The sequence below is a fragment of the Thalassobacillus pellis genome (assembly GCF_016908295.1).
GTDB lineage: Bacteria > Bacillota > Bacilli > Bacillales > Halobacillaceae > Thalassobacillus > Thalassobacillus pellis.
The window spans coordinates 474,026-499,058 of the sequence record NZ_JAFBDO010000002.1; the positions used below are offsets into that span (position 1 = coordinate 474,026).

Here is a 25,033-nt window from a genome sequence, read left to right on the forward strand (position 1 = left end):
ATATACCTCCTTAATCCTCGGCAATCCAGGACCTTAACAGTTTGGCAAAGTCCTCGGGCTTATCTTTTGCCATTCGTTCTAACTGCTTCCTCCTGACAGTTTCTTCTGTCTCTTTGTTATCCTCTAATTCCGGGATATCCATAGGAGGCTTCTCCTGATGATAGACTTCCTCAAAAATTTCCTCGTCTTCATATCTATCTTTCTTTCTGAACAGCATCCAAGCCAGCAGCAGAACGATGAACAGAACCAGACCTCCTGCGATATAGACCCACATTGGAATGCCAGGACTGGAAGGGGCTTGTTCATTTCCTTGATTCGCGAATTCCTGGAAGACGATGGATACCTTTTCAGCTGACTCCACATCCCCATACGGCTTGGCAATTGATGTGGTGATGATCGAGTCAAGAATCGACTGAACACTCTCCTGAACAGTAGCCTGCTCAGCTTCTGACAAATACTGTACTTCCCCTGCTTCATTGATGCCTTTCGAATTATCAATCGCTACCTGAATTCCAATATCTCTAATTTTATAAGGACTTTCGACAATGTCTCTGGTTATTCGGTTAAATTCATTGTTGATTGTTTCTTTTACCATTTCATAATTTCCGCCATCGCCTTCTGCCTGGCCCTCATATCCAGGAATGTCACCTTCTCCGGCAGGCTCACCTCCGACTGGAGGGTTTCCGCTGTAGGTTTCTGTTATCCGCTCGACACTGACTGGAAGTCCTTCCATGGTTTCAGGGTCAGCAGGTTCGATGAGCTCTTCGACACGGTTCTCTTTCGTGAAATCAATATCCGTTGTAACAGAAGCTATAACATTTTCCATCCCTACCATTGCCCCTAAGAGCTGTTGGACTCTTCTCTGGATATCACGTTCAATGTCCTCTTTTATCTTTTGCTGTTGGGTATATGTATCGCTGCCTGCTAATGTATCATTATTTATTTGATCAAAATACTCAAAATTCTGATTCATGATGACGATATTCTCAGTAGGAAGGTTCGGTACAGATTTAGAGACAAGATGGTAGAGAGCCTGGATCTGCTTCCCCTCAAATTGATATCCCGGTTCGGTGTTCACTACGATCGAAGCTGTGGCTTCCTGCTTTTCATCCCCGATAAATACCGGCTCCGGTGGTTTGTTTATCATCACCTTCGCATCTTTTATTCCCTCGATTCTCATCATCATATTAGCCAGTTCTGTCTGCATGGTATCGAGTTTTATCATATTAAACTCGTTATCTGTCATCCCCCATGAAGCATTTTCACTGAAAAAGGAATAATCTATGTTGCCACTGTCCGGAAGACCTAATGCAGCTAAATCAACCAGCAGACTCTCCACCTCTGTTTCAGGCACCATTAACGTTGTGCCTCCATCAGAAAGTTCATAAGGGACCGCTCTTGAATCCAGCTCAGCTTTGATCTGTCCGATCTCCTGCAAACTCAGGTCTCTGTATAAAGGGACCATATTGCTTCCAGCCGAGAAAACGCTGACCAAGACTAGAAGTGCCGTGATCCCTATAACCCCCCCGATCATGACACCTTTCTGGACAATGCTTCTACTCTTCCAGAAATCAAATGTTTTTTCTTTAAAATTCATTATTTTTTTTCTCATAATTGCCCCCATAAAAAACGCGCTTCACAAGAATACATATAATGACGAAGATGATTGGAGTATTGTTTTATACTTGCATACGCATAATTTCCCGATATGCTTCTATTGCCTTGTTTTGCATTTCTACCGAAAGCTGCATGGTGATGCTTGCTTTTTTAGCCGTCACCATCACGTCATGCAAATCAGTGATTTCTCCCCTTGCCAGCGCCTCTGTTTTTTGATCGGACGCTACTTGGGCCTGGTTAACCTTGTCAATGGCATTTTTAAGACTGGATGCAAATTGTTCATGTGCTTCTCCGGGTGTCACGTTGTTATTATTTTGCACCTGCTGTAACAGGGAAGAAGGTTGATTGATTTGAAAAATGTTGTTCATATTCGATCACCTCTCAGGTTATTTGCCGATTTCTAATGCTTTTAACAATATGGATTTTGTAGCGTTCATTGCAGTTACATTTGCTTCATATGACCGAGTTGCACTCATTAGGTCGACCATTTCACGCAATGGGTCAACATTCGGCATGGCAACATATCCGTTCTCATCCGCATCTGGATGGTTGGGATTATATTCCATTCTGAATGGTGCATCATCCTCTCGAATTTCCGTCACTCTGACGCCTTTATCAGGAGAAGCGGAGTTCCCTCTTGCCTGCTGAAGATAGGAGTGGAAGCTGCTGCCGCGAGGTTCGAACACTACAGATTTCCTTCGGTAAGGAAGCCATTCCCCGTCCGCTCCAATAGTTGCCCTCGTCGTTTCAGCATTGGCAATATTAGAGGAAATCGTGTCCATTCTCATTCGCTGAGCAGTCAGAGCACTTGCACTGACATTCATGGAGTGGAAAATCGTCATCCTATCTGCCTCCTTTAATCACTGTTTCTAACCCACGTAGTTTACCATTCATTCGATCCACAACAGCCTGGTAATACAATTGATTTTTAGCAAGTTCACTCATTTCTTTATCGATATCAACGCTGTTGCCATTATGATTATAAGTTGCATTTCTATCTGTTACCACACGAAATGGACTTCTGCCAGAAGAATCAAATTCTATGTGCCTGGGATGAGTCCGTTTTGCCTGGAAGGAACCCGACAGTTCATTATGTAATATATCTTTAAAAACAGCTTGTTTTGCTTTATAACCAGGTGTGTCGACATTTGCGATATTATTCGCTATGACTTTATTCTTTTGAGTGGCATAATCTAAGGAATTACCGAGCGTCTGAATTGTTCCCCCAAATAAGTTCATGGTTAATCACCCCTATTTTCGACAATATTTTCCTTACTACAAAAACATTGTAAGTAAATCAAATGAAAGTGTCTATGTGAATTCGTGATAATTTTAGAAAACCTTACAAAAAAGGACTTTCGTAATGGTCATATATGTCTTATTTTGTTACATAATATTACTATTTTATCTTAATTTTGGTATTTATGTTGGTTTATGTCGAAAAATGAATTGCTCGCTTCTATTATTACATACAAATATTCCAAAGGAAATGGCTTTTTGAAATGATTCTGAAAATTATCATTTTTGTATAGGTAAAAAGATCTGTCCATAACTAATGGACAGATCTTTTCAGCTTGTGGAGAAACCTCTGCTTTTCCGCAAGCTTTTTTCTTCCCGCCCAGGAGCGAAGGACCATTCCTTTTCGGCGGACGAGCGCCCTAGCTTCCTCGCGAAACCCACGCTCGGCGATCTCGCCTCCCTCGTTCTTCCGCAGGAGTGGAAGTGCTCTCGCTCTTTGGAATTTCCTTAAAACAGAAAAAGACACGGGACTTACACTTTGAACTTCAGGAAAACGACAAAAAAAGGCTGACGAGAGATTCTCTCGTCAGCCTTAAGCATCTTTCACAAGGTCGCTTTTTACAAATCAATTGGTGCGTAATTTTTGTAATTCTAATAGAAAGTTGTTGTTCAGTACTTTTATATAAGTACCCTTCATGCCAAGGGAACGAGATTCAATGACTCCAGCACTTTCTAATTTACGCAGGGCATTTACGATCACTGACCTTGTTATCCCTACTCTGTCAGCGATTTTACTGGCAACTAGTAATCCTTCGTTACCCTCTAATTCCTCAAATATATGCTCGATTGCTTCGAGCTCACTATAAGACAAGGAACTTATCGCCATCTGGACTACCGCTTTGCTGCGGGCTTCCTGCTCGATCTCTTCCGTTTTTTCATGTAAGATTTCCATACCTACAACTGTCGCCCCGTATTCTGCAAGGAGAAGATCATCTTCTTCAAAGCTGTCGCTGATTCTGCTTAAGATTAATGTTCCTAAACGTTCTCCTCCGCCAATGATTGGTACAATGGTTGTTAAACCATTCTCAAACAGGTCCCTGTTTTCAACAGGAAATGCAGTAAATTCACTGTTGATATCAATATTTGCCGTCGTTTCCTGGATAGTGAAAAGATTTTGTGTGTACGCTTCCGGGAATTGACGTTCAGACAACATCGCTTTCATTCGCTCATTTTCAATTTCCTGTTTAATAGCGAAACCTAAAAGCTTACCCCTCCGGCTTAAAATGAAAATATTTGCTCCAATGACGTCTCTTAAGGTTGCAGACATATCATTGAAGTTGACAGACTTTCCTGTCGTTTTTTGCAACATCGAATTGATTTTTCTTGCACGCTCTAATAATTGCATGATGTTTTCCTCCTAACTTTGCCTCTTAAAGAATATATCGGCTTAAATCTCTATTCTTAACAATACTGCTCAGCTTCTCTTCTACATATTGAGGTGTGATTTGTATTGTCTCCATCGTTACATCCGGAGCTTCGAATGATAGATCTTCAAGTAATTTCTCAAGAATCGTATGCAATCTTCTGGCTCCAATATTATCTGTTTCCTGATTTACCTCAAAAGCAATTTCCGCGAGCTTTGTAACAGCATCGTCAGAAAATTCAACCTTTATACCTTCTGTTTCTAATAAAGCTGTATATTGTTTCAATAATGCATTAGATGGCTCTGTCAAAATATTACGGAAATCATCGACGGTCAGCTTTTCCAGTTCTACCCGGATCGGAAATCTTCCTTGCAGTTCTGGTATCAAATCAGAAGGTTTTGCCATATGGAACGCACCGGCAGCAACAAAAAGTATATGATCGGTTTTGATTGGGCCATGTTTTGTCACAACGGTTGAGCCTTCCACGATCGGCAGAATGTCCCGCTGTACCCCTTCTCTTGATACATTAGCCTGATTATCACTTTTTGCTGCCACTTTATCGATTTCATCTATGAAAATGATCCCCGACTGTTCAACTTTATGAACAGCCTGGTGTGTCACTTCATCCATATCAATCAACTTCTGGGCTTCTTCCTGAGTCAGGACTTTCCGTGCTTCTGAAACAGGAAGGCGGCGCTTTTTCTTTTTCTTAGGCATGAACTGGTTCATGGCATCCTGCATGTTCATACCCATTTGTTCCATTCCTGAACCTTGCAGCATGTCAAACATCGAAGGCTGTTGTTCTTCAACTTCAATGGTAACCATATGGTCTTCGAGTTCACCTAATGCCAGCTGTTTGGAGATACGGCTGCGTTTACTTTCTATTTCTGCTTCTTCCTGCCGCCCATTATCATCGGTATTTTGTTCCGGTTGCTGGTTGAAAAGCATTTCCAAAGGGTTCTTAAAATTATTCTGTTTCTTTTTCGATGGAACCAAAAGTTTCACAAGTCGCTTATTTGCCTGCTCTTTGGCTTTTTCCTGCACTTCTTCCATTTTCTCTTCCTTCACCATTCGTACGGCTGTTTCCACAAGATCACGTACCATGGACTCGACATCTCTGCCCACATAGCCGACTTCTGTGAACTTGGTAGCTTCTACTTTAACAAACGGTGCACCGACCAATCTAGCCAGGCGACGGGCGATTTCTGTTTTACCAACCCCTGTGGGGCCAATCATCAATATATTTTTCGGAACAATCTCCTCACGAAGCTGGTCATCCAGCTGCATGCGACGGTACCGGTTTCGCAATGCAACCGCCACAGCCTTCTTGGCGTCACGTTGACCTATGATATACTGGTCGAGCTTGGTGACAATCTGTCTTGGAGTCAATTCAAATGACATCTGTTAGCGCCCTCCTCATTCAATAACCTCAAGGGTTACTTGATCATTGGTAAAGACACATATTTCACCTGCAATTTGCAAGGCGGCTTCAGCAATTTCTTTTGCACTTTTATCAGGAGAATAACGTTTCAGAGCCCTTCCGGCACTGAGAGCATAATTACCCCCTGATCCAATCGCCAGAATACCGTCATCCGGTTCAATCACTTCACCGGTTCCTGATACAAGGAACATTTCTTCTTTATTCATGACGATCAGCATTGCCTCTAATTTTCTAAGTACACGGTCGCTCCGCCACTCCTTGGCGAGTTCAACAGCTGCTCTTGCGAGATTACCATTATAGGTTTCCAGCTTCGCTTCAAATTTTTCAAACAGGGTAAAGGCATCTGCCACAGAGCCTGCGAACCCTGCAACGACCTGGCCTTTGAATAACCGCCTGACCTTCGTTGCCTTATGTTTCATGACAACTTGGTTGCCCAGCGTTACTTGGCCATCACCGGTCATAGCACATTTACCTTGATGCTGGATAGCAAAAATGGTTGTTGCATGAAATTGTTGACTCATTTCCCATCACCTCTACTTATTTGCTCGTGGATGACTGTTATTGTATATGTTACGTAAATGATCCTTTGTCACATGTGTATAAATCTGGGTTGATGAAAGATGTTCATGGCCAAGCAGCTCCTGGACAGCCCGGAGATCAGCTCCCTGATTCAGCATGTGAGTTGCAAAACTGTGCCGTAGCTTGTGGGGATGGATCCTGACTGTCAGTGCAGCTTTATCCACCATTTTATTCAGGATGAGGCGAATTCCCCGATCTGTAAGAGGGCCGCCTTTTGCATTCAAAAACAATTTACATGTTTCTGTCCCTTTTTTTCCGATCAAATGGTTCCTTCCATCAGAAAGATAGCGCTTTAATGCTGTCTCGGCGAACTGGCCGAATGGAACATATCTTTCCTTCCGGCCTTTCCCGGTAACAAGGAGGGTTCCGATCTGGAAATCAACATCTTCCACTTGCACACCGACACACTCGGCTACACGTATTCCCGTGGCATACATAAGTTCAAGTAACGCCTGATCTCTCTGCCCAAGAGGGGTTGTTAAATCGTTCACAGAAAACAATTTATCCAGTTCTTCCTGATAGAAAAACTCAGGGATCGGTTTTCCATCCTTCGGTAATGATACGTTCAGAAAAGGGTTTTGTTTCACCTTTTCCTCTCTTTCAAGAAATCGGTAAAAAGACCTCAGGCAGGAAAGCTTACGGGAAACGCTTCTTCGGGACAGTTTCTGTTCATACAGACGAGTCAAATAAATACGAATGAGAGGATAATCGACATCCTCTATCCTTGTGTTTCCTTCTGATTGCATAAAAAGAAAAAATGCCTCTACATCTTTTTCATAACAATGAATCGTTAATGAAGATGCATTTTTTTCGATTTGCATATATTCCAGAAATTGATTTTTAGCATCTTGTAAAATATCCATAGCCCACCTCTTTCAAGGCGTTTAAATTTTATCACAATTCAATCAGCTTTAGCAATCGTTTTAACTAAATTGTAACAAAATTCTGAATAGTTTCCAACGCTCGATGAGCATAAGCTTCATTTCGTTCTTTTTTATTTTTGATTTTTTCATCAAGCGGCTTGATAAGCCCGAAGTTTGCATTCATCGGTTGGAAATGTTTTGGATTGGTTGTAGTGATATATCGGGCCATACTTCCCATCATTGTCTCATGAGGCATGACCAGCAGTTCCTGTCCTTGTACTAGTCGTGCAGCATTGATTCCAGCGATCAATCCTGCAGCAGCTGATTCGACATAACCTTCTACTCCAGTCATTTGACCTGCGAAAAACAAGTCTTCCCTGTCTTTATACTGGTATGTCGGCTTTAACAGGTTGGGAGAATTGATGAATGTATTCCTGTGCATCACACCATAACGGACTATTTCAGCATTTTCAAGGCCTGGTATCAGACGGAATACTTCTTTTTGCGGCCCCCATTTCAAATGTGTCTGAAAGCCTACCATATTGTAAAGTGTTCCCGCTGAATCATCCTGTCGAAGTTGTACCACTGCATAAGGAGTCTTTCCTGTTTTCGGATCTTCTAAACCTACCGGCTTCAATGGACCGAACAACATTGTCTTTTTGCCTCGTTCTGCCATCATTTCGATCGGCATACAGCCTTCAAAGAAAATTTCCTTTTCAAACTCCTTGAGCGGGACTGTTTCTGCAGCCGTCAGTGCTTGATAAAAACGTTCAAATTCTTCTTCAGACATCGGACAGTTAAGGTAAGCTGCTTCTCCTTTATCATAACGGGATTTCAGGTATACCTTATCCATATCGATCGAGTCTTTTTCAATAATCGGGGCTGCCGCATCGTAGAAATACAGATACTCCTCCCCGGTCATATCTCTTAACTGATTTGACAAAGACTCTGAGGTCAACGGTCCGGTAGCTACAATAACCGGTCCATCCGGAATCTTTTCAATCTCTTCATTAAATACTGTTACGTTAGGGTGGTCTTTCACATGTTCCGTCACATATCCTGCAAACTCATGCCTGTCAACAGCAAGTGCTCCCCCTGCAGGAACCTGGCACTGATCTGCTGCCTTGATAATGATGGAATCAAGTGTCCGCATTTCTTCCTTAATGACTCCGACTGCATTCGTAAGGGCATTCGCCCTTAAGGAATTGCTGCAAACCAGCTCTGCAAATTTATCCGTGTGGTGAGCTGGCGTTTGTTTCGTCGGCCTCATTTCATATAAGTGGACGTGTAGGCCTCGTTTCGCCAGCTGCCATGCTGCTTCACTACCTGCTAGACCTGCTCCTATCACAGTAACAACTTGTGTATTCATAGGATAACTCCTTTCATTCACTGTCAAGTAAATCCCCTTACCATCCGGTAATTATAACCGTACTCTTTCTGCGTGTCAATCGTTATGAAAGATTTTTCGACTTCTTTCTCCATTGTGGAGGATGGAATAGAAAATAGCAAAAAAAGTGAGCGCACATATGCGCTCACTTTTGTGCTTCTTCTTTATAATCACAGCTGGTACATTGTATCTGTACACCCTTTTTCGATTTCTTCTCTACCAGAAGAGAATCACATTTCGGGCATGGTCTGCTGACCGGTTTATCCCAGGAAATGAAGTCGCAGTCCGGATACTGGTCACATCCATAAAAAACACGCCGTTTTTTACTTTTACGTTCCACTACTTCCCCTTTTTTACATTTAGGGCAAGTAACTCCGATTTTTTTCAATATAGGTTTCGTATTTCGGCAGTCCGGAAAATTGGAGCATGCCAGAAATTTGCCATAACGTCCCATCTTATACACCATTTCATGACCGCAGTTTTCACAGTCAATCCCTGCTGGTTCATCTTTTATTTCGACTTTTTCCATTTCTTTTTCTGCTTTTTCCAACCGTGGTTCAAATCCTTGATAAAAATCTTTAATGAGCGTGACCCATTCGATCTTTCCTTCTTCAATGGCATCAAGGTCATGTTCCAGTTGTGCAGTGAAATCAACATTTATGATTTCCGGAAAGTACTCTTTCACGAGTTCGAGTACGATTTGCCCTAACTCAGTTGGAACAAATCGTTTATTATCAAGAGCTACATAACCGCGGCGTTGGATTGTATCCAATGTCGGTGCATAGGTAGATGGACGGCCAATTCCTAATTCTTCCAGAGTTTTGACAAGCCTTGCTTCCGTATACCGTGGTGGCGGCTGGGTAAAATGCTGGTTCGGATCGATTGCTTCCGCTTTCACGGTCATTCCTTCTTGCAGATCCGGGAGCATTTTGTCCTCTTCTTTTTTGTTGTCATCTCTTCCCTCAATATAGACTTTCATGAAACCTTTGAACTTGACCTTAGATCCAGTAGAACGAAATTCGACACCCTGGTTAGACATATGCACCGTCATTGTGTCAAGTACAGCCGGCGCCATCTGGCTCGCTATAAAACGATCCCAGATCAGTTTATACAGACGGTATTGATCACGGGAAAGAATGCTCTTCATCGCTTTCGGATCTCGCATTGCAGAAGTGGGCCTGATTGCTTCATGGGCATCCTGGGCGCCTTCTTTCTGTTTCTTTTTTTTGTTTCCACCCAGATATTCTTTTCCGAATTGATCGGTGATATAATCCTGTGCCTCTGCCTGTGCTGTATTGGAAAGCCGGGTCGAGTCAGTACGCATATAAGTAATTAGCCCGACAGTTCCTTCCTTCTTACCAAGATCGATACCTTCATAAAGCTGCTGTGCGATCATCATTGTTTTCTTCGCGCGGAAATTCAATTTCCGTGCTGCTTCCTGTTGAAGGGAGGACGTGGTAAAAGGAACGGACGGATTTCGGCGGCGTTCGCGTTTATTCACTTTATCTACGTTAAAATTCTTCCCTTTCAGCGCTGAAAGAACTTTATCGACATCTTCTTTGTTCTTTAAGTCTTGTTTTTTTCCATCGATTCCATAAAAGGACCCCTGGAATTTTTCCTTATCTTTCAAAAAGTCTGCCTCAATAGACCAGTATTCTTCTGGCTTGAAATTATTGATTTCTTCTTCACGGTCAATGATCAGCTTTACCGCTACTGATTGTACTCGTCCTGCGCTCAACCCTTTTTTCACTTTCTTCCATAATATAGGGCTGATATTATAACCGACTAACCGGTCCAAAATACGTCTCGCCTGTTGGGCATCAACTCTGTCCATATCAATGGTGCGAGGATTCTTGAATGATTCTTTCACAGCATCCTTCGTAATCTCGTTGAAGACAACCCGGCAGTCCGATTTCTCATCTATATCGAGACTGTGGGCTAAATGCCAGGCAATCGCTTCCCCTTCTCTGTCGGGGTCGGCAGCCAGAAATACACGTTTGGCCTTTTTAGCTGCTGATTTAAGTTCCTTCAGCACAGGCCCTTTTCCGCGGATGGTTATATATTTCGGTTCAAATCCATTATCGACATCCACGCCCATCTGACTTTTAGGCAAGTCCCTGATATGACCTACTGAAGCCTTTACTTTATATTTTTTCCCTAGATATTTTTCAATTGTTTTTGCTTTTGCTGGTGATTCTACTATTACCAGATAATCTGCCATAACTGTTCCTCCCATAGAGGTGTGTGCACCTTATGCATATTTCAATGATAAATCTTCCCTATTATTAAATACTTCCAATTGGTTTGTCAAACGTAAATGGTCAGAATTTTTTTCAATTTATAGTAATTTTAATTGCAAAATAGCTATAATAACCATTATTTCCCATCAATATTCAGGCCAATTTCTAAGGATATCCTGGGTATTCCGCACCAATTTTGCACCCTCCTGGATGATTTGATGACACCCCTCACTATTCGGGTTTAATATCGATCCCGGGACAGCGAATACCTCTTTTCCTTGTTCTAGGGCTTGTTCTACCGTAATCAGCGAACCGCTCCTTGCTTTTGCCTCAATGACCAATGTGGCATCAGTCAGACCACTGATCAATCTGTTTCTTTCGGGGAAATGAAACTTTTGTGGCCGCGTATCCGGATGATATTCTGTTATCACTAAATTTTTTTGCAGCATTTGTTGAAATAAAGATATGTTAGCTTTTGGATAAATATGATGGAATCCGGAACCTAGAATGCCAATTGTTGTACCATGATAGCGTAAAGCAATTTCATGTGCAAACCGATCAATACCGACAGCAAGCCCGCTCACAATCGTAAAACCTGCCGTGATAAGCGGAGTCAGCAGGCTTTCCATACATGAATAAGCATTGACTGAAGGCTTTCTCGTTCCCACCACACTTAAGGCAGGCACCTTTTTCAATAAAGAAATATCACCGGCCGCATAAAGTACCAGCGGGGGATCGGGAATCGTTTTGTATATTTCCGGGTATTCTTCATCGAAGATAGTGACTGTAGCATATTCTTTCATTAAATTGTCATTTTTATAAGCAATGGAACGCAAGTGTTCCGCCAATGAGATAGCACGAGGCATTGGGATGTGAAAAATAGAGGTGATATCAGAAGGGGAAAGTTTCATGATTGAAGCTAAAGAGGAATCAAACTTCAGGATTTTTCGGAGCAAGCCCCTTGTCATGTGGGGACTGGCATGTAAGTGGAGCAGCAAACTTCTTCTATTATACATATAGGATACACTTCCTTTTTAAGGTATGTGAGAAAGGGGATTCGATAACTACAACTTTACGGGGCAGTTAAATTTCCAGCATTCATCGGGGGCTGTTCTTCTAGTTTCTTTTCCTATCATTATAATTGCAGAAGGGGCAATTAAGGGGTGGAACAGAAGTACAAGAGGAGCAGGGATTAATATTGTTTAAAAAAACGTGCATGGGCTTGCTCCCATGCACGAATTTTTTCTCCTTAATGAGTTTTACATTTGTCGAAAAGATTATTATCTTTTAATACTTCGATTAATGTTTCACCCATTACGGATGGTGTTTCAGCAACTTTAATACCGCACTCATTCATGACACGGATTTTCTCATCAGCTGTGCCTTTTCCACCGGAAATGATGGCACCTGCATGTCCCATGCGTTTTCCAGGAGGAGCCGTACGTCCGCCAATGAAGCCTACGACAGGCTTTTTCATGTTAGCTTTTACCCACTCTGCAGCTTCTTCCTCGGCTGTACCACCGATTTCACCAATCATGATGACAGCTTCTGTGTCATCGTCCTGATTGAATGCATCCAGAACGTCGATGAAATCTGTCCCGTTGACAGGGTCACCGCCGATTCCGACAGCTGTAGACTGACCGATGCCGGATTCTGATAATTGATGAACTGCTTCATATGTCAATGTACCAGAACGGGAAACTACACCTACATGACCTTTTTTATGGATATAACCAGGCATAATTCCGATTTTACATTGTTCAGGAGTGATCACACCAGGACAGTTCGGTCCGACCAGGCGCGTCTTTTTGCCTTCCATATATCTTTTCACTTTGACCATATCAATGACCGGGATATGTTCTGTGATGCAGATAGCTAGATCAAGTTCTGCGTCGGTCGCTTCCATGATCGCATCTGCTGCGAATGGAGCAGGCACATAGATGACAGAGGCATTGGCACCAGTTTCTTTCACAGCGTCTTCCACAGTATTGAATACCGGAACGCCTTCTACTTCTGTTCCGCCTTTACCTGGTGTGACACCACCGACAATCTTCGTTCCGTAATCCAGCATTTGTTTTGTATGGAAAAGGGCTGTAGACCCAGTTATACCCTGAACGATTACTTTCGTATCTTGATTGATATATACACTCATCTATTTTCCCCGCCTTTCTACTTCACTAGTTCTACGATTTTTTGTGCACCATCAGCCATGGAATCGGCAGATGTAATATTCAGTCCGGACTCATCCAGGATTTGCTTCCCTTTTTCCACATTTGTTCCTTCTAAACGTACGACTAGCGGAAGAGTCAGACCAATCTGTTTCGTAGCTTCCACTACACCTTCAGCGATAACATCGCATTTCATGATTCCACCGAAAATATTTACAAAAATACCTTTAACTTGTTCGTCGGAAAGGATAATTTTGAATGCTTCAGTTACTTTTTCAGTAGTTGCCCCGCCACCTACATCAAGGAAGTTAGCCGGGTCTCCACCGTAGTGCTTGATAGTATCCATTGTTGCCATGGCAAGTCCTGCACCATTTACCATGCAGCCGATGTTTCCATCTAATGCAATATAGCTAAGATCATATTTAGAAGCCTCAACCTCTTTTGGATCCTCTTCATCTAAATCACGTAATTCCATAACATCCTTTTGACGATACATGGCGTTATCATCGAAATTCAATTTCGCATCAAGTGCCATTACTCCGCCATCGCCTGTAGTGACAAGCGGGTTGATTTCTGCGATGGAGCAATCTTTTTCTACGAAAACCTTGTAAAGTCCAAGCATGAATTTAGCTGCTTTTCCGACAGATTCCTTAGGGATGTTGATATTAAAAGCAAGACGACGGGCCTGGAAAGGTGTCAGTCCGACAACCGGGTCGATCACTTCCTTGAAGATTTTTTCAGGTGTTTTTTCTGCCACCTCTTCTATTTCCGTTCCACCTTCTTCAGAAGCCATCATGGTTACGCGGCTGGTAGCGCGATCCAGTACAAGACCGACATAGTATTCGCTCTTGATGTCGCATCCTTCCTCGATCAGTAAGCGCTTTACCTCCTTCCCTTCTGGTCCGGTCTGATGTGTGACAAGCGTTTTGCCCAGGATTTCATTGGCATATGTACGCACATCATCAAGATTTTTAGCTATTTTAACCCCGCCGGCTTTGCCTCGTCCTCCGGCATGGATTTGGGCTTTTACAACTGTGACATCAGAACCTAATTTCTCCGCTGCTTCGACAGCTTCATTTACGGTATATGCCACAAGTCCATTTGGCACGGAAACGCCAAAGTCGCGTAAAATTTCTTTCCCTTGATACTCGTGAATGTTCATGTTCCATCCTCCCATCATTTTAACTGCATTACCATTGTATAAAAAAACGCTGGGAATTGTCCACAGTAAGCCCTGTCATCTTGTCGAAAAAATGCGCATGAAAACAAGTAGACTTCCATTCTGTTATGTAAACAATAAATGTGAAAGACTTATTTATTATTTACTGGCTTCCTGATCGGTCCGATAAATGAACGCAAACACTTCCGCAACCACCTGGTACAATTCTTCGGGAATCTGGTCATTAACATTTAAATGGGATAAGATTTCGACGAGCGAGGTATCTTCCTGTACCGGAACCCCATTTTCCTTCGCTTTTTCGATGATATTATCTGCAATGATCCCCTTGCCTTTAGCCAGGAGCTGTGGAGCTCTGTCTGTTTCGGAATCGTAACCTAGCGCCATAGCCTCCCTGCGGCTTTCCTTTTTCATATTCGCACGTCTACTCCTTTGTCAGAAAGCTGGTCAAATGGAGTACCTGCTTTCTTTTCTAGTTGCCTGTCATTCAGCCCTCGAAGCTTTACAGACAGTAATTCGTACCCTAATTTGTCAAGTCCGTCGGCAAGCATGGATTGATAGTTTTCCGTTATTTTAATAATTTTATGGGGATTCTCATTAAAAACGGTCAACTGGACTCTCCGGTCATTTATCGACATATCTACGACCGTTTCTTGGAGATTTTCTAAATTGAGGTAAAATAAGACATGGCAAAAAGCCGGATCAACTTCACCCGCTTCATTTTTTCTCCCTTCGAAATCCATCTGGACATCTTCTGCGCTCTTTAAAATCGACCCAGGGAAAACCATATTCATTTGAAGGGAGTGGTTCGTTTCCTGAATAGCAGTCAATTGCAGGCCATTAAGAAACTGCAGCAGTTTCATGGCAGGCTCTGGTTTTACTGGAGTGTCACTATCCCTTTGCAGTAGGTGAAGAAGCATTGTCTTGAGACTGCCCTGTGACTGCACATCTCCTGATTTTATATCAGCCTTCATATTCGCTTCCGAATCGATCCCTGAGAAAAGAAGCATGGATTTCAAGGAGAGTAAAAGCTCCTTATTTAAAGGCAGGGGAGATTTTGCGTGTTTTCCAACTGGAGCATCAAGCAGCAGGTTTACGAGGAACTTACCTGACTGATCTGTCACTTGTTTAGCGAGGACTTCTTCCAGTGAAGCTCTGATGCGGTCGAAAGCTTGCTTCTGAGCAGGAGACAAAACTTGTTTACTATCAATATTACCTGAGAGAGAGTTAACAAAATTGACCCACTCATCTTTGACTGATGCATGGATTGTCTGCTTTATAAGATGGTGCATATTGTGCTTTTTCAGCTGGTTGTGAGTATCCAGGAGACGTTGGCCGTTAACAACACTTGGTTCATTTTTATATAGTTCGGCCTCATTGAGCCAGACTTTCATATGGGATACTGCTTTTTTTGGCAACTGATCTTGGAACAGATGAATGAAGTCATTGATGATTTTTCCGGAATTCAGCCCATATGGAAGAGGTTTGGCGTGTGACAGCGGATTATTTCTGTCTGTTTGAGCTGCAGGTATTTTAGTGCTTTCAGGAGTGAGTCCTTGATTTTTTCCCCATTGCAGCCATACCCGTTGAAACTCTGAAAATGGTACCTCCTTATTTACAATCCCGGCTGTCTGCAGCAGATGAAAGCCCGTTTTTTCTCCGTGCACCACTTGTTTTAATAGGGAAGAAACAAGTGTTTGAAGAAAAGATGGTGCGCTGCCGTTCCCCTTCAACCTTGAAAGGCTTGCAATCACATCCTCATCGGTTCGGGACAAACTGTCTTTCCCCGAAAAATACTGTTCCATCTGCCCAATAAGGATTGTCAAACTACTTTCCCTACGGGTAAGCAGTGACTGGAAAACAGATTCTTTTATCGGTAACTGTTTATGAAGCATTTCCTCCAAAACCTCACGAGCGATATTGCTTTCTCCGAACTGGGTGAAGAGTGTCATAGCCTGTTTAAGTGCTTGTTTATGAAAAGGGATTTTCCTATGTATTAATGACTGGAATAAAGCAAGATTTCCACTAGTCTTTTTGGTTCCTAAATTTTCCAGAGTTTCTTCAAGTCCCTGTCTGGTGTGGTGAAAAGCATTCTCCGAAAGCATCTTTAAACGCAAGGTATCACCAGCTGTATGGACTCTGAACCAATAACTTTTTCCTGTTGTAAGGGAAGCTTCCAGCTGGGCATGAAGCTGTCTGGTGCCAAGTCGTACAATAGCTCGGTTATCCGGAAGCAGCTTTTCAATTTTACCAGTAACCATCTGCCCTTCCTTTAAAGGAGAACGTGTATCTGCAGCTGATAAACGATGGAGTTTTGCAAATAGTTGTAATGCTTCCGATTTCATCCATACGCCTCCTCTTATACATTCATCCATTCTTGAACAGGGGCAAAGCTTTTACGATGATAGGGAGAGGGTCCATATTCCTCCAGTGCCTTTCGATGAGCAGCAGTAGCGTATCCTTGATTGGAACGGAAGGCATACATTGGATAAGCTTCATGTACTTCTCTCATGAGTTCATCCCGTTTAACCTTTGCCAGAATGCTGGCTGCTGCGATGGACACGCTTCGCTGGTCCCCTTTTATCAACGATTGCTGAGAGCAGGGTAAACCATCCAGCGTCATGGCGTCTATAAGGATGTGATCAGGGATCAAACCAAGACACTCCACCGATCTCCTCATCGCAAGCTTTGTAGCCTGATAGATATTATAGTGATCAATTTCATTACTTGACGCCATACCAATGCCATAGGCAAAGGCATCCTGACAGATTTGCTCGTAAAATAATTCCCGTTTATCTTTTGAAAGCTGTTTTGAATCATTCAAGCCAGGAAGGTAATAGTCTTTATGTAATATGACACAGGCAGCAACCACAGGACCTGCCAGTGGTCCGCGACCGGCTTCATCAATACCAGCTACGAGTGTATGGCCTTTTTTATACTGCAACTGTTCAAACGCCATCATTTCACGGTAATTATGTTCTTCATCTATTAATCTCTGTCTGTTACGATTATAAGTTTTGAGCAGCTTTTGAATTCCTTTTCTCTCGTCCTGCTGCAGTTCCATGAGGAAACTTTCTGTTATTTCTCCTGCATCCAGAAGCTCTTTTACTTTTGCGATCGTAATCTTATTAACCATTCATTTGTGCCTCCGCTATCACTATTTTTATCGGCTAAACTGTTTGATTCTTAACCTGACTCTTGGAAAATTCTACTCCCCTGAGTGTCAATAGGTATGAAAGGTATGTGTATGAGTGTTTGTAATCAATTGAATTTGCCGTATCTGGTTTATTTAAAATATAAATTCTATGTTAGAAAAAAATGGCTTTTGACCAAGTGATCATGGTGAAAGCCTTAGTTTTACTTATACTTTAATCCTTTAACGAAGTTACACTTTTTTAAAGTGTAAAAAAACGCATTTCGGAGATTTCCAAAATGCGCCGGTGTGATCAGATATCCTGCGGAACTTCCAGGCTTATCCTGCCGATTTTACCACCTCTTAAGTCCTGAATGATGACATCGGCAGTTTTTTCATAATTGATTCGGCCACCACTTTCCAGACAGCCTCTCTTCTGACCAATTTTTTCAAATGCTTCTATCATATCATTGAATCCTGAGAAGCCGAAGCGTTGCTCCAGGAGTTCCGGATAGAAATTTTTCATATAATCCAGGATATAGGCAGCGACATCTTCCGTCGGCAGGATTTGGTCTTTAATGGTGCCGATAGAAGCAAGACGGTAACCTACTTCTTCATCTTCGAATTTCGGCCAGAGGATTCCTGGTGTATCGAGTAATTCAAAGTCTTTCTTAACTTTTATCCATTGCTGACTTGTAGTAACCCCGGGCCGATCTCCGGTTTTTGCAATTTTTTTATTGGCAAGCCGGTTGATGAGTGTGGACTTTCCGACATTCGGTATTCCCAGGATCATAGCACGTGCAGGCCTGGGTCTGACACCTTTGGCTTTTAGCTTTTCCATTTTATGCTGGGCCATTTCCTTCGCCTGCTGGATTAACGATTGGATATCCTTCTTATCCTGCGCATTTAAGGCAATGGCAGGAGAACCCTGCCGTTTAAAGAATTCCATCCATTGATCAGTTATTTTCGGATCAGCAAGGTCTTTTTTCATCAAAACAACCAGTCGGGGTTTATCCTGAAGCATTTGACGCAGCATTGGATTCTGGGAAGATTCAGGGGCTCTTGCGTCCACCAGCTCAATCACAAAATCGACAAGCTTTAATTTTTCTCCTACTTCCCTTTTCGCTTTAGCCATATGGCCAGGGAACCATTGTATTGTCATAACATCACCTTATTCTACGATTCGGATTCGGTCAATCGGCCAGTAGATGAGCACAGCTTCTCCTACGATAGCTTCATATGGAATGAAACCGAGGATCCGACTGTCCGTTGAATTGTTGCGGTTATCACCAAGCACAAAAACATGCCCCTCTGGAACAGTCTTTTGGCCAGTAACCCCTTCAAGGGTAAAATCCTGAGTAAGCTTTTGGCCATCAGGCATGCTTTCCTTCCGTTCCTCTAAATAAGGTTCTTCCACTTTTTTACCATTAATATACAACTGGTCATCTTTAACGGCGACCGTATCGCCTGGCAGACCGATCACCCGCTTCACATAGTCTTTTTTCTCAGTGGCATGAAAAACAATGATGTCAAACCGTTCGGGATTCCCGATTGTATAATTGATCTTACTGACAATCATATGGTCTGAGTCTTTTAATGTCGGAAGCATTGATGGCCCTTCAACCACAACCGGAGCAAATAATACCATTCGTACAATAATCGCTAATACTGCCGCGATGACGAAGGCTTTTCCCCATTCCAACCATGCTTTCTTCATGAAGGCCATCCCTTTCTTAACCAGTTTCCATTATAGGTTTGATTACTAGAAAAAGGAGCTTGACAGGTGCAAGCTCCTTTTTTAGCTCTAGTTTAGATGATTTCTTTGATACGCGCTGCTTTACCACGCAGATTGCGTAGATAATAAAGCTTGGCACGGCGTACTTTACCACGACGAGTACGCTCAATTTTCTCGATACGAGGAGAATGTAGCGGGAATGTACGCTCAACTCCAACGCCGTAAGAAATTTTACGAACAGTGAAAGTTTCACTGATTCCGCCGTTTTGGCGTTTGATGATAACGCCTTCGAATACCTGGATACGCTCACGGGTACCTTCCACAACTTTTACGTGGACTTTAACCGTGTCACCAGGACGGAAATCAGGATGGTCTGTACGAAGTTGATCTTTCGTGATTTCTCTGATAAGTTCTTGCATCCTAGTTCACTCCTTCCAAACTAATGCTCTTGCCTTCTATGAGACAGCGGAACATCGTTTTCCGCCTAAACCGTTGTTTAAGCACAAAATTAAATATACCATAAAAATATAGGGATATCAACAAGCTGTCAGCTATTTTCCCATTCATTCAGCCATGATTTTTCTTTGTCAGTCAGCTCTTTTACCTTAAGCAAATCAGGTCGACGTTCCCAGGTGCGATATAATGACTGTTTATGCCGCCATTCTTCAATATTGGCATGGTTCCCGGAAAGCAATACATCCGGCACTTTCATTCCTCGGAAATCAGCAGGCCGTGTGTAATGGGGATGCTCAAGCAATCCATTGGAAAAGGAATCTGCAGGTGCGGACTCCTCATTTCCAAGCACACCGGGAAGCAGCCGGACGACAGAATCGATGACAACCATTGCACCGAGCTCTCCGCCTGTCAGTACATAATCCCCGATGGAAATTTCATCCGTAACCAGATGCTGCCTGACACGTTCATCATACCCTTCATAGTGACCGCATAAGAAAATGAGGTGGTCCTCTTCAGCCAATTCCTCTGCTTTTTCCTGAGAATGGACTTCCCCTTGAGGACAAAGCATGACAACTCTTGGCTTCGTGTCGGTATCTTCTGTAAGGGAGGTTACTGCATCGAAAATCGGCTGCGGGGATAAGACCATTCCGGCACCTCCACCATATGGATAATCATCGACCTTATTATGCTTATTAGATGAAAAATCCCGGAAGTTGGTAAAGTGGTAATCAAAAGCTTTACGGTCATATGCTTTTTTCAGAATGGAGGAATCGAACACCCCACGGAACATTTCCGGAAAAAGTGTAAGTATATCAATACGCATCAATCGAGCAGCCCCTCTATTGGATCGATGATGATCCTTTGTTTTCCAATATCCACACTGACAACAACATCATCGATATACGGAATCAGGACATCAGATTTACCTTCTCTGTCAATCACCCAGACATCATTAGCGCCCGGGGTAAGGATTTCTTTCACTCTTCCGATTTTCGCTCCATTGTCCAAAACGACATCACAGCCAATGATCTCATGGAAGTAATATTCATCTTCCTCGAGTTCTGTCAGCTGCTCTTCCCTGATTTGCAGGATACCGCCTTTTAGATGTTCGACTTCATTGATGGAAGGAAGACCTTCAAAGCTGATCAGGTCAAAGCCTTTATGTTGTCTGTGACTGGCGATAATCAGCTTTTCCGGTTTCCCTTCTCCGCTGACCCAATACAAGGGCTCTCCAGGCTCAAAGCGCTCATCAAAATCGGTGATTCTCAGCACTTTCACTTCTCCCCTGATTCCATGTGTATTTACAATTTTACCTACATTAAACATTTTTTGCTCCATACTTTACCATTACCTCGCTTGAATGACGATTCCATCTTTGATAACGATGGTCTGGTCTTCATAAATCTCATTCCATACTGCACCTTCATGAACATCTACAATCGCTTCTACTTCCTCAATGAACAACTCGCTGCCTTCAGGAAGGATATCCAATTGCTGCAGCTTATATTCCACCCAGTTAATTTGTTCTTTCCTTAAATTTATTTCATGAGTGAAGCGTTTATCAATTTCACTTTGGGAAATATCGCTTTTTTTCTCGAGCTTACGCTGTTCAAAACGAAGCTGTTGAATTTCGCGTTCATATCGCTGGTGGCGTTTCTGGAATTGCTTGGCCAGCTCTTGTTTGCTGTCTTTTGTTAAAACTTGTTTTACAGGAATTTTTTTGATTATCTTCATGGTTCCTGCCCCTTTGCCAAGAAGCCGCTGACTTCTGCGATTTTCACTTTTCCGTGTCAGAAAAACTTGTCGTTGTCGCCAAGTCCTATGGCGAAAGTCTTAGTTTCATTTATACTTTAATCCTTTAACAAAGTTAAATTTTCTTAAAGTGTAAAAAAGGGAAAGGTACATTGGCCCTCTCCCTTCTTACATGATATCCAGATAAATTCTTTTCTTCGAATCTGAGCCAGCCGCATAAACGACTGTCCGGATGGCTTTCGCAATCCTTCCGTTTTTTCCGATTACCTTTCCGACATCTTCCTGATTCACAGTCAAATGGTAAACAACCTTGCGTTCCTCTTCTTTGGCTGAAATCTCGATATCTTCCGGATGATCGACCAACGGAGTAACAATTGTTTCAATCAAGGCTTTCATGGTATCACCACTACTTTATTTTTGATTTTTAGAATCGTGGAATTTCTTCATGATGCCTTCTTTTGAGAATAGGTTACGGACCGTGTCACTTGGCTTTGCGCCGTTAGTCATCCAAGTCATTGCTTTTTCTTCATCGATGTCAACCTCAACTGGGTTAGCGACTGGATTATATGTGCCAATCTGTTCAATAAAACGTCCGTCACGAGGAGAACGTGAATCAGCTACAACTACACGGTAGAATGGGTTACGTTTTGATCCCATGCGCTTTAGGCGAATTTTAACTGCCATGTTTAAGCACCTCCAAATTAATAATGTTTCGCACAAGTTTAGATTTTAGCAGATGTTTTCCTGTGTGTAAAGGATTTTTCCATTACATAAAGGGAAATTTCATTCCTTTGCCTTTTTTCCCTTTTTGCATGTTGCTCATTTGCTTCATCATTTTCTTCATTTCTTCAAACTGTTTCAATAAGCGGTTCACTTCAGAAACGTTGGTACCGGAACCTTTTGCAATCCGTCGTTTACGGCTGGCGTTCATCAGGGATGGATCCTGACGTTCTCTTTTTGTCATTGACTGGATGATAGCTTCCACATGGGAAATTTGCTTCTCGTCAATCTGGGCGTTTTTCAGACCCTTCATCTTGTTTGCGCCTGGAATCATATCGAGAAGCTCATCAAGCGGCCCCATGTTTCGCACCTGCCCCATTTGTTCCAGAAAGTCATCAAATGTGAAGGAGGCTGAGCGCATTTTTTCTTCCAGTTCTTTCGCCCGCTTTTCATCCACATTTTCCTGAGCTTTCTCAATCAATGTAAGCACATCACCCATTCCAAGAATACGAGAAGCCATTCGTTCCGGATGGAAAGGCTCGAGCTGGTCAAGTTTTTCTCCCATACCGGCAAACTTAATTGGTTTGTCGGTTACAGCTTTGATGGATAATGCAGCACCACCACGAGTGTCACCATCCAGCTTGGTCAAGACTACTCCGCTGATCTCCAGCTGTTCATTGAAGCTCTCTGCCACATTGACGGCATCCTGCCCTGTCATCGCATCGACGACAAGAAAGATTTCATCGGGCTTTACATTTTCTTTAATCTGCTTAAGCTCGTCCATCAGCTCACCATCAACGTGAAGACGTCCTGCTGTATCAATAATGACGTAATCGTGATGATCTTCTTTTGCCTTAGCGATAGCTTCATCAGCAATATCCACCGGGCTTGCATCCGTCCCCTTGGAAAAAACAGGGAGATCGAGCTGTTTCCCTAATGTTTCAAGTTGATTGATTGCAGCAGGACGATAGACGTCAGCAGCTACAAGCATCGGCTTACGATTGTTTTTCTTTCTTAGATGATTGGCAAGCTTACCAGTGGTGGTGGTTTTACCGGCACCTTGAAGACCGACCATCATAATGACGGTTGGCGGGCGCTGGGCGACAGCAATTTTGCTTTCATCCCCGCCCATCAAATCCGTCAATTCTTCTTTAACGACTTTGATGACCTGCTGACCGGGTGTCAAGCTTTCCATCACTTCCTGGCCGATTGCACGCTCTTTCACGCGCTTGACAAAGTCTTTGACAACCTTGAAGTTGACGTCTGCCTCAAGGAGGGCAAGACGTACTTCGCGGGTCATTTCTTTTACATCTTGTTCGGTTACCTTCCCTTTACCTTTGATTCTTTGAATCGTCCCCTGTAAACGGTCGGCTAAACCTTCAAATGCCATAGAAGGAGCCCTCCTAATCCAATTCTTTTAATCTTTCGAGCAGCTTCAGAGCCTGTTCGTGATCTGTAAGGCTGTCATGCAGCTGGGCAATCAATTGCTGCCTTTCCTGAAACCGTTCGTATAAGCGTAATTTACTCTCATAATCTTCCAGCATGGCTTCTGTGCGCCTGATATTATCATAAACAGCCTGCCGTGAAACCTCAAATGTCTCAGATATTTCTCCTAAGGAGTAGTCCTCGAGATAATACAGATCCATATAATTGCGCTGCTTCGGCGTCAAGAGCATCTGGTAAAAGTCAAACAAATAATTGACACGTGTGGTTTTTTCAAGCATGGCAACCACTCCTTGTTAAGTGAAATGCCTTTACATATATGAATACTAACGAATTATCCGTACCACTGTCAAGTTTTTATTCCTCATCCTCTTCATAAGCTTCCACCATGTCGGCAAAAAGTCCGTAAACGAAGGCATGGGCATCGAATTCCTGGAGATCGGTCATTTTTTCTCCCAGGCCGACCATTTTCACAGGGATTTCCAACTCATTACGAATAGCTAGGACGATACCGCCTTTTGCCGTACCATCCAGTTTTGTCAGGACGATACCCGACACATCGGTAGCTTCTGAAAAAGTTTTCGCCTGACTCATCGCATTTTGTCCTGTGGTCGCATCGAGAACAAGCAGGACTTCATGTGGGGCGGTAGGGATTTCCCTTGAGATGACGCGTTTTACTTTTGAAAGTTCATTCATCAGATTGACTTTGTTCTGTAGGCGGCCTGCTGTATCACACAACAGCACATCTGCATTCCGTGATTTTGCAGCCTGGATAGCATCAAAAATAACTGCCGCAGGATCACTTCCGGCACTATGTTTGACGACATTCACTCCTACACGTTCTCCCCATGCATCAAGTTGCTCAATCGCACCTGCACGGAAAGTGTCACCAGCTGCCAAGAGAACATTTTTACCTTCTTGTTTTAATTGGTAAGCAAGCTTTCCGATAGTGGTTGTCTTACCTACTCCGTTAACACCAACGAATAATATGACAGACAAACCATCATGATTGATGTTAAGGCCCTGGATTTCTGCGCTGTCATCATCACCATAATAGATTTCGACCAGTTTCTCAGAGATGACTTCCCTAACCTTTCTCGTATCTTTGATGTTCCTTCGTTTTACTTCCATTTTCAACTCATCGATCATATCCATTACAGTTGTAACACCGACATCCGCTGAAATCAATATTTCCTCCAGGTCTTCGAAAAAGTCTTCATCTACCGTCCGGTAACGCGCAACAAGATCATTGATTTTTCCAGAAAAGGAGTCCCTGGTTTTTGTAAGTCCCAGTTTAAATTTGGAAGCGATCGTACCCTCTTCTGGTTCTTCCTTAGGTAAAGTGTCAACTGATTCTGGCTGTAAAGTCTCTTCTTCTTCTTCTTCGACTTCAAGATCATCTTCTTCCAGAATCGCACTAGTGTCTTCTGCGGGTTCCTGGGAAGAGGTGTCTTCCTCCGCCTGGAATGCATCATCACTACTCTTTTCCTGCGCTTCATCGAAAAATGTTTCATCTTCTTCAAGCGATGCTTCCTGTTCTTTTTTGTATTCTTCCAGATCCTGCTCAAACGGATCTGTTATGAATTTCTCCTTCAGTTTCTTAAAAAAACTCATGTCATCCACCTCTCGTCGGTTTCCTTTTTCCATTAATACTAAAGT

General features: G+C 42.9%; 27 protein-coding genes. All 27 read right to left on the bottom strand.

Annotated elements, in window-relative coordinates; genetic code table 11:
- Positions 1-10: 10 nt before the first annotated feature.
- The gene (gene fliF, locus JOC33_RS08190; protein WP_205092006.1) at positions 11-1,612 is read right to left on the bottom strand and encodes a flagellar basal-body MS-ring/collar protein FliF; all 1,602 of its coding nucleotides are present in this window, start codon (positions 1,610-1,612) and stop codon (positions 11-13) included.
- A gap of 67 nt (positions 1,613-1,679) precedes the next feature.
- Positions 1,680-1,985 (bottom strand): flagellar hook-basal body complex protein FliE, encoded by a 306-nt coding sequence (gene fliE, locus JOC33_RS08195; RefSeq protein WP_205092007.1) that lies wholly within the window; start codon positions 1,983-1,985, stop codon positions 1,680-1,682.
- Between the two features lie 18 nt (positions 1,986-2,003).
- Positions 2,004-2,459 (bottom strand): flagellar basal body rod protein FlgC, encoded by a 456-nt coding sequence (gene flgC / locus JOC33_RS08200; protein WP_205092008.1) that lies wholly within the window; start codon positions 2,457-2,459, stop codon positions 2,004-2,006.
- A 1-nt stretch (position 2,460) separates the two neighbouring features.
- A complete protein-coding gene (flgB, locus tag JOC33_RS08205) occupies positions 2,461-2,856 on the bottom strand; it encodes a flagellar basal body rod protein FlgB (RefSeq protein WP_205092009.1) in 396 nt (131 codons plus the stop codon).
- 625 nt (positions 2,857-3,481) lie between these two features.
- Positions 3,482-4,261 (bottom strand): GTP-sensing pleiotropic transcriptional regulator CodY, encoded by a 780-nt coding sequence (codY, locus tag JOC33_RS08210; RefSeq protein WP_205092010.1) that lies wholly within the window; start codon positions 4,259-4,261, stop codon positions 3,482-3,484.
- 25 nt (positions 4,262-4,286) lie between these two features.
- Complete coding sequence (gene hslU / locus JOC33_RS08215) at positions 4,287-5,681, bottom strand: HslU--HslV peptidase ATPase subunit (protein ID WP_205092011.1); 1,395 nt, start codon at positions 5,679-5,681, stop codon at positions 4,287-4,289.
- A gap of 15 nt (positions 5,682-5,696) precedes the next feature.
- Positions 5,697-6,242 carry an ATP-dependent protease subunit HslV gene (hslV, locus tag JOC33_RS08220; protein ID WP_205092012.1) on the bottom strand — a complete coding sequence of 182 codons (546 nt, stop codon included), beginning with the start codon at positions 6,240-6,242 and terminating at the stop codon, positions 5,697-5,699.
- Between the two features lie 12 nt (positions 6,243-6,254).
- Complete coding sequence (gene xerC / locus JOC33_RS08225; RefSeq protein WP_205092013.1) at positions 6,255-7,163, bottom strand: tyrosine recombinase XerC; 909 nt, start codon at positions 7,161-7,163, stop codon at positions 6,255-6,257.
- A gap of 64 nt (positions 7,164-7,227) precedes the next feature.
- Positions 7,228-8,532 (bottom strand): FADH(2)-oxidizing methylenetetrahydrofolate--tRNA-(uracil(54)-C(5))-methyltransferase TrmFO, encoded by a 1,305-nt coding sequence (gene trmFO / locus JOC33_RS08230; RefSeq protein WP_205092014.1) that lies wholly within the window; start codon positions 8,530-8,532, stop codon positions 7,228-7,230.
- Between the two features lie 163 nt (positions 8,533-8,695).
- Positions 8,696-10,771, bottom strand: a complete 2,076-nt coding sequence (topA, locus tag JOC33_RS08235) for a type I DNA topoisomerase (RefSeq protein WP_205092015.1) — start codon at positions 10,769-10,771, stop codon at positions 8,696-8,698.
- Between the two features lie 165 nt (positions 10,772-10,936).
- Complete coding sequence (gene dprA, locus JOC33_RS08240) at positions 10,937-11,806, bottom strand: DNA-processing protein DprA (protein WP_205092016.1); 870 nt, start codon at positions 11,804-11,806, stop codon at positions 10,937-10,939.
- Positions 11,807-12,039: 233 nt separating this feature from the next.
- On the bottom strand, positions 12,040-12,942 hold the full coding sequence (gene sucD, locus JOC33_RS08245; protein WP_205092017.1) for a succinate--CoA ligase subunit alpha: 903 nt from the start codon (positions 12,940-12,942) through the stop codon (positions 12,040-12,042).
- Between the two features lie 17 nt (positions 12,943-12,959).
- Complete coding sequence (gene sucC, locus JOC33_RS08250; protein WP_205092018.1) at positions 12,960-14,120, bottom strand: ADP-forming succinate--CoA ligase subunit beta; 1,161 nt, start codon at positions 14,118-14,120, stop codon at positions 12,960-12,962.
- 156 nt (positions 14,121-14,276) lie between these two features.
- A complete protein-coding gene (locus tag JOC33_RS08255) occupies positions 14,277-14,549 on the bottom strand; it encodes an EscU/YscU/HrcU family type III secretion system export apparatus switch protein (RefSeq protein WP_205092019.1) in 273 nt (90 codons plus the stop codon).
- On the bottom strand, positions 14,546-16,480 hold the full coding sequence (locus JOC33_RS08260; RefSeq protein ID WP_205092020.1) for a hypothetical protein: 1,935 nt from the start codon (positions 16,478-16,480) through the stop codon (positions 14,546-14,548). Before JOC33_RS08260 ends, JOC33_RS08255 begins: the two co-directional genes overlap by 4 nt.
- Before the next feature lie 14 nt (positions 16,481-16,494).
- A complete protein-coding gene (locus JOC33_RS08265) occupies positions 16,495-17,271 on the bottom strand; it encodes a ribonuclease HII (protein ID WP_205092021.1) in 777 nt (258 codons plus the stop codon).
- Positions 17,272-17,581: 310 nt separating this feature from the next.
- On the bottom strand, positions 17,582-18,430 hold the full coding sequence (gene ylqF / locus JOC33_RS08270; protein WP_205092022.1) for a ribosome biogenesis GTPase YlqF: 849 nt from the start codon (positions 18,428-18,430) through the stop codon (positions 17,582-17,584).
- Positions 18,431-18,439: 9 nt separating this feature from the next.
- Positions 18,440-18,994: a signal peptidase I gene (gene lepB, locus JOC33_RS08275; protein WP_420825705.1), complete on the bottom strand. Its 555-nt coding sequence runs from the start codon at positions 18,992-18,994 to the stop codon at positions 18,440-18,442.
- Between the two features lie 83 nt (positions 18,995-19,077).
- Positions 19,078-19,422 carry a 50S ribosomal protein L19 gene (rplS, locus tag JOC33_RS08280; protein ID WP_205092024.1) on the bottom strand — a complete coding sequence of 115 codons (345 nt, stop codon included), beginning with the start codon at positions 19,420-19,422 and terminating at the stop codon, positions 19,078-19,080.
- A gap of 128 nt (positions 19,423-19,550) precedes the next feature.
- Positions 19,551-20,282: a tRNA (guanosine(37)-N1)-methyltransferase TrmD gene (trmD, locus tag JOC33_RS08285; RefSeq protein ID WP_205092468.1), complete on the bottom strand. Its 732-nt coding sequence runs from the start codon at positions 20,280-20,282 to the stop codon at positions 19,551-19,553.
- On the bottom strand, positions 20,282-20,797 hold the full coding sequence (gene rimM / locus JOC33_RS08290; RefSeq protein ID WP_205092025.1) for a ribosome maturation factor RimM: 516 nt from the start codon (positions 20,795-20,797) through the stop codon (positions 20,282-20,284). Before rimM ends, trmD begins: the two co-directional genes overlap by 1 nt.
- Positions 20,798-20,806: 9 nt before the next feature.
- On the bottom strand, positions 20,807-21,193 hold the full coding sequence (locus JOC33_RS08295) for a YlqD family protein (RefSeq protein WP_205092026.1): 387 nt from the start codon (positions 21,191-21,193) through the stop codon (positions 20,807-20,809).
- 186 nt (positions 21,194-21,379) lie between these two features.
- A complete protein-coding gene (locus JOC33_RS08300) occupies positions 21,380-21,607 on the bottom strand; it encodes a KH domain-containing protein (RefSeq protein WP_205092027.1) in 228 nt (75 codons plus the stop codon).
- A gap of 15 nt (positions 21,608-21,622) precedes the next feature.
- Positions 21,623-21,895 carry a 30S ribosomal protein S16 gene (rpsP, locus tag JOC33_RS08305; protein ID WP_205092028.1) on the bottom strand — a complete coding sequence of 91 codons (273 nt, stop codon included), beginning with the start codon at positions 21,893-21,895 and terminating at the stop codon, positions 21,623-21,625.
- 82 nt (positions 21,896-21,977) lie between these two features.
- Entirely contained in the window at positions 21,978-23,321 is a 1,344-nt protein-coding gene (gene ffh / locus JOC33_RS08310; protein WP_205092029.1) for a signal recognition particle protein, read from the bottom strand.
- 13 nt (positions 23,322-23,334) lie between these two features.
- Entirely contained in the window at positions 23,335-23,655 is a 321-nt protein-coding gene (locus tag JOC33_RS08315) for a putative DNA-binding protein (RefSeq protein WP_205092030.1), read from the bottom strand.
- 76 nt (positions 23,656-23,731) lie between these two features.
- Positions 23,732-24,988 carry a signal recognition particle-docking protein FtsY gene (gene ftsY / locus JOC33_RS08320; RefSeq protein WP_205092031.1) on the bottom strand — a complete coding sequence of 419 codons (1,257 nt, stop codon included), beginning with the start codon at positions 24,986-24,988 and terminating at the stop codon, positions 23,732-23,734.
- Between the last annotated feature and the right edge of the window lie 45 nt (positions 24,989-25,033).

Coding starts and splice junctions, on each gene's coding strand:
- fliF (WP_205092006.1), bottom strand. CDS start 1,612: ATGAGAAAAAAAATAATGAATTTTAAAGAAAAAACATTTGATTTCTGG.
- fliE (WP_205092007.1), bottom strand. CDS start 1,985: ATGAACAACATTTTTCAAATCAATCAACCTTCTTCCCTGTTACAGCAG.
- flgC (WP_205092008.1), bottom strand. CDS start 2,459: ATGACGATTTTCCACTCCATGAATGTCAGTGCAAGTGCTCTGACTGCT.
- flgB (WP_205092009.1), bottom strand. CDS start 2,856: ATGAACTTATTTGGGGGAACAATTCAGACGCTCGGTAATTCCTTAGAT.
- codY (WP_205092010.1), bottom strand. CDS start 4,261: ATGCAATTATTAGAGCGTGCAAGAAAAATCAATTCGATGTTGCAAAAA.
- hslU (WP_205092011.1), bottom strand. CDS start 5,681: ATGTCATTTGAATTGACTCCAAGACAGATTGTCACCAAGCTCGACCAG.
- hslV (WP_205092012.1), bottom strand. CDS start 6,242: ATGAGTCAACAATTTCATGCAACAACCATTTTTGCTATCCAGCATCAA.
- xerC (WP_205092013.1), bottom strand. CDS start 7,163: ATGGATATTTTACAAGATGCTAAAAATCAATTTCTGGAATATATGCAA.
- trmFO (WP_205092014.1), bottom strand. CDS start 8,532: ATGAATACACAAGTTGTTACTGTGATAGGAGCAGGTCTAGCAGGTAGT.
- topA (WP_205092015.1), bottom strand. CDS start 10,771: ATGGCAGATTATCTGGTAATAGTAGAATCACCAGCAAAAGCAAAAACA.
- dprA (WP_205092016.1), bottom strand. CDS start 11,806: ATGTATAATAGAAGAAGTTTGCTGCTCCACTTACATGCCAGTCCCCAC.
- sucD (WP_205092017.1), bottom strand. CDS start 12,942: ATGAGTGTATATATCAATCAAGATACGAAAGTAATCGTTCAGGGTATA.
- sucC (WP_205092018.1), bottom strand. CDS start 14,120: ATGAACATTCACGAGTATCAAGGGAAAGAAATTTTACGCGACTTTGGC.
- JOC33_RS08255 (WP_205092019.1), bottom strand. CDS start 14,549: ATGAAAAAGGAAAGCCGCAGGGAGGCTATGGCGCTAGGTTACGATTCC.
- JOC33_RS08260 (WP_205092020.1), bottom strand. CDS start 16,480: ATGAAATCGGAAGCATTACAACTATTTGCAAAACTCCATCGTTTATCA.
- JOC33_RS08265 (WP_205092021.1), bottom strand. CDS start 17,271: ATGGTTAATAAGATTACGATCGCAAAAGTAAAAGAGCTTCTGGATGCA.
- ylqF (WP_205092022.1), bottom strand. CDS start 18,430: ATGACAATACAATGGTTCCCTGGCCATATGGCTAAAGCGAAAAGGGAA.
- lepB (WP_420825705.1), bottom strand. CDS start 18,994: ATGGCCTTCATGAAGAAAGCATGGTTGGAATGGGGAAAAGCCTTCGTC.
- rplS (WP_205092024.1), bottom strand. CDS start 19,422: ATGCAAGAACTTATCAGAGAAATCACGAAAGATCAACTTCGTACAGAC.
- trmD (WP_205092468.1), bottom strand. CDS start 20,282: ATGCGTATTGATATACTTACACTTTTTCCGGAAATGTTCCGTGGGGTG.
- rimM (WP_205092025.1), bottom strand. CDS start 20,797: ATGGAGCAAAAAATGTTTAATGTAGGTAAAATTGTAAATACACATGGA.
- JOC33_RS08295 (WP_205092026.1), bottom strand. CDS start 21,193: ATGAAGATAATCAAAAAAATTCCTGTAAAACAAGTTTTAACAAAAGAC.
- JOC33_RS08300 (WP_205092027.1), bottom strand. CDS start 21,607: ATGAAAGCCTTGATTGAAACAATTGTTACTCCGTTGGTCGATCATCCG.
- rpsP (WP_205092028.1), bottom strand. CDS start 21,895: ATGGCAGTTAAAATTCGCCTAAAGCGCATGGGATCAAAACGTAACCCA.
- ffh (WP_205092029.1), bottom strand. CDS start 23,321: ATGGCATTTGAAGGTTTAGCCGACCGTTTACAGGGGACGATTCAAAGA.
- JOC33_RS08315 (WP_205092030.1), bottom strand. CDS start 23,655: ATGCTTGAAAAAACCACACGTGTCAATTATTTGTTTGACTTTTACCAG.
- ftsY (WP_205092031.1), bottom strand. CDS start 24,988: ATGAGTTTTTTTAAGAAACTGAAGGAGAAATTCATAACAGATCCGTTT.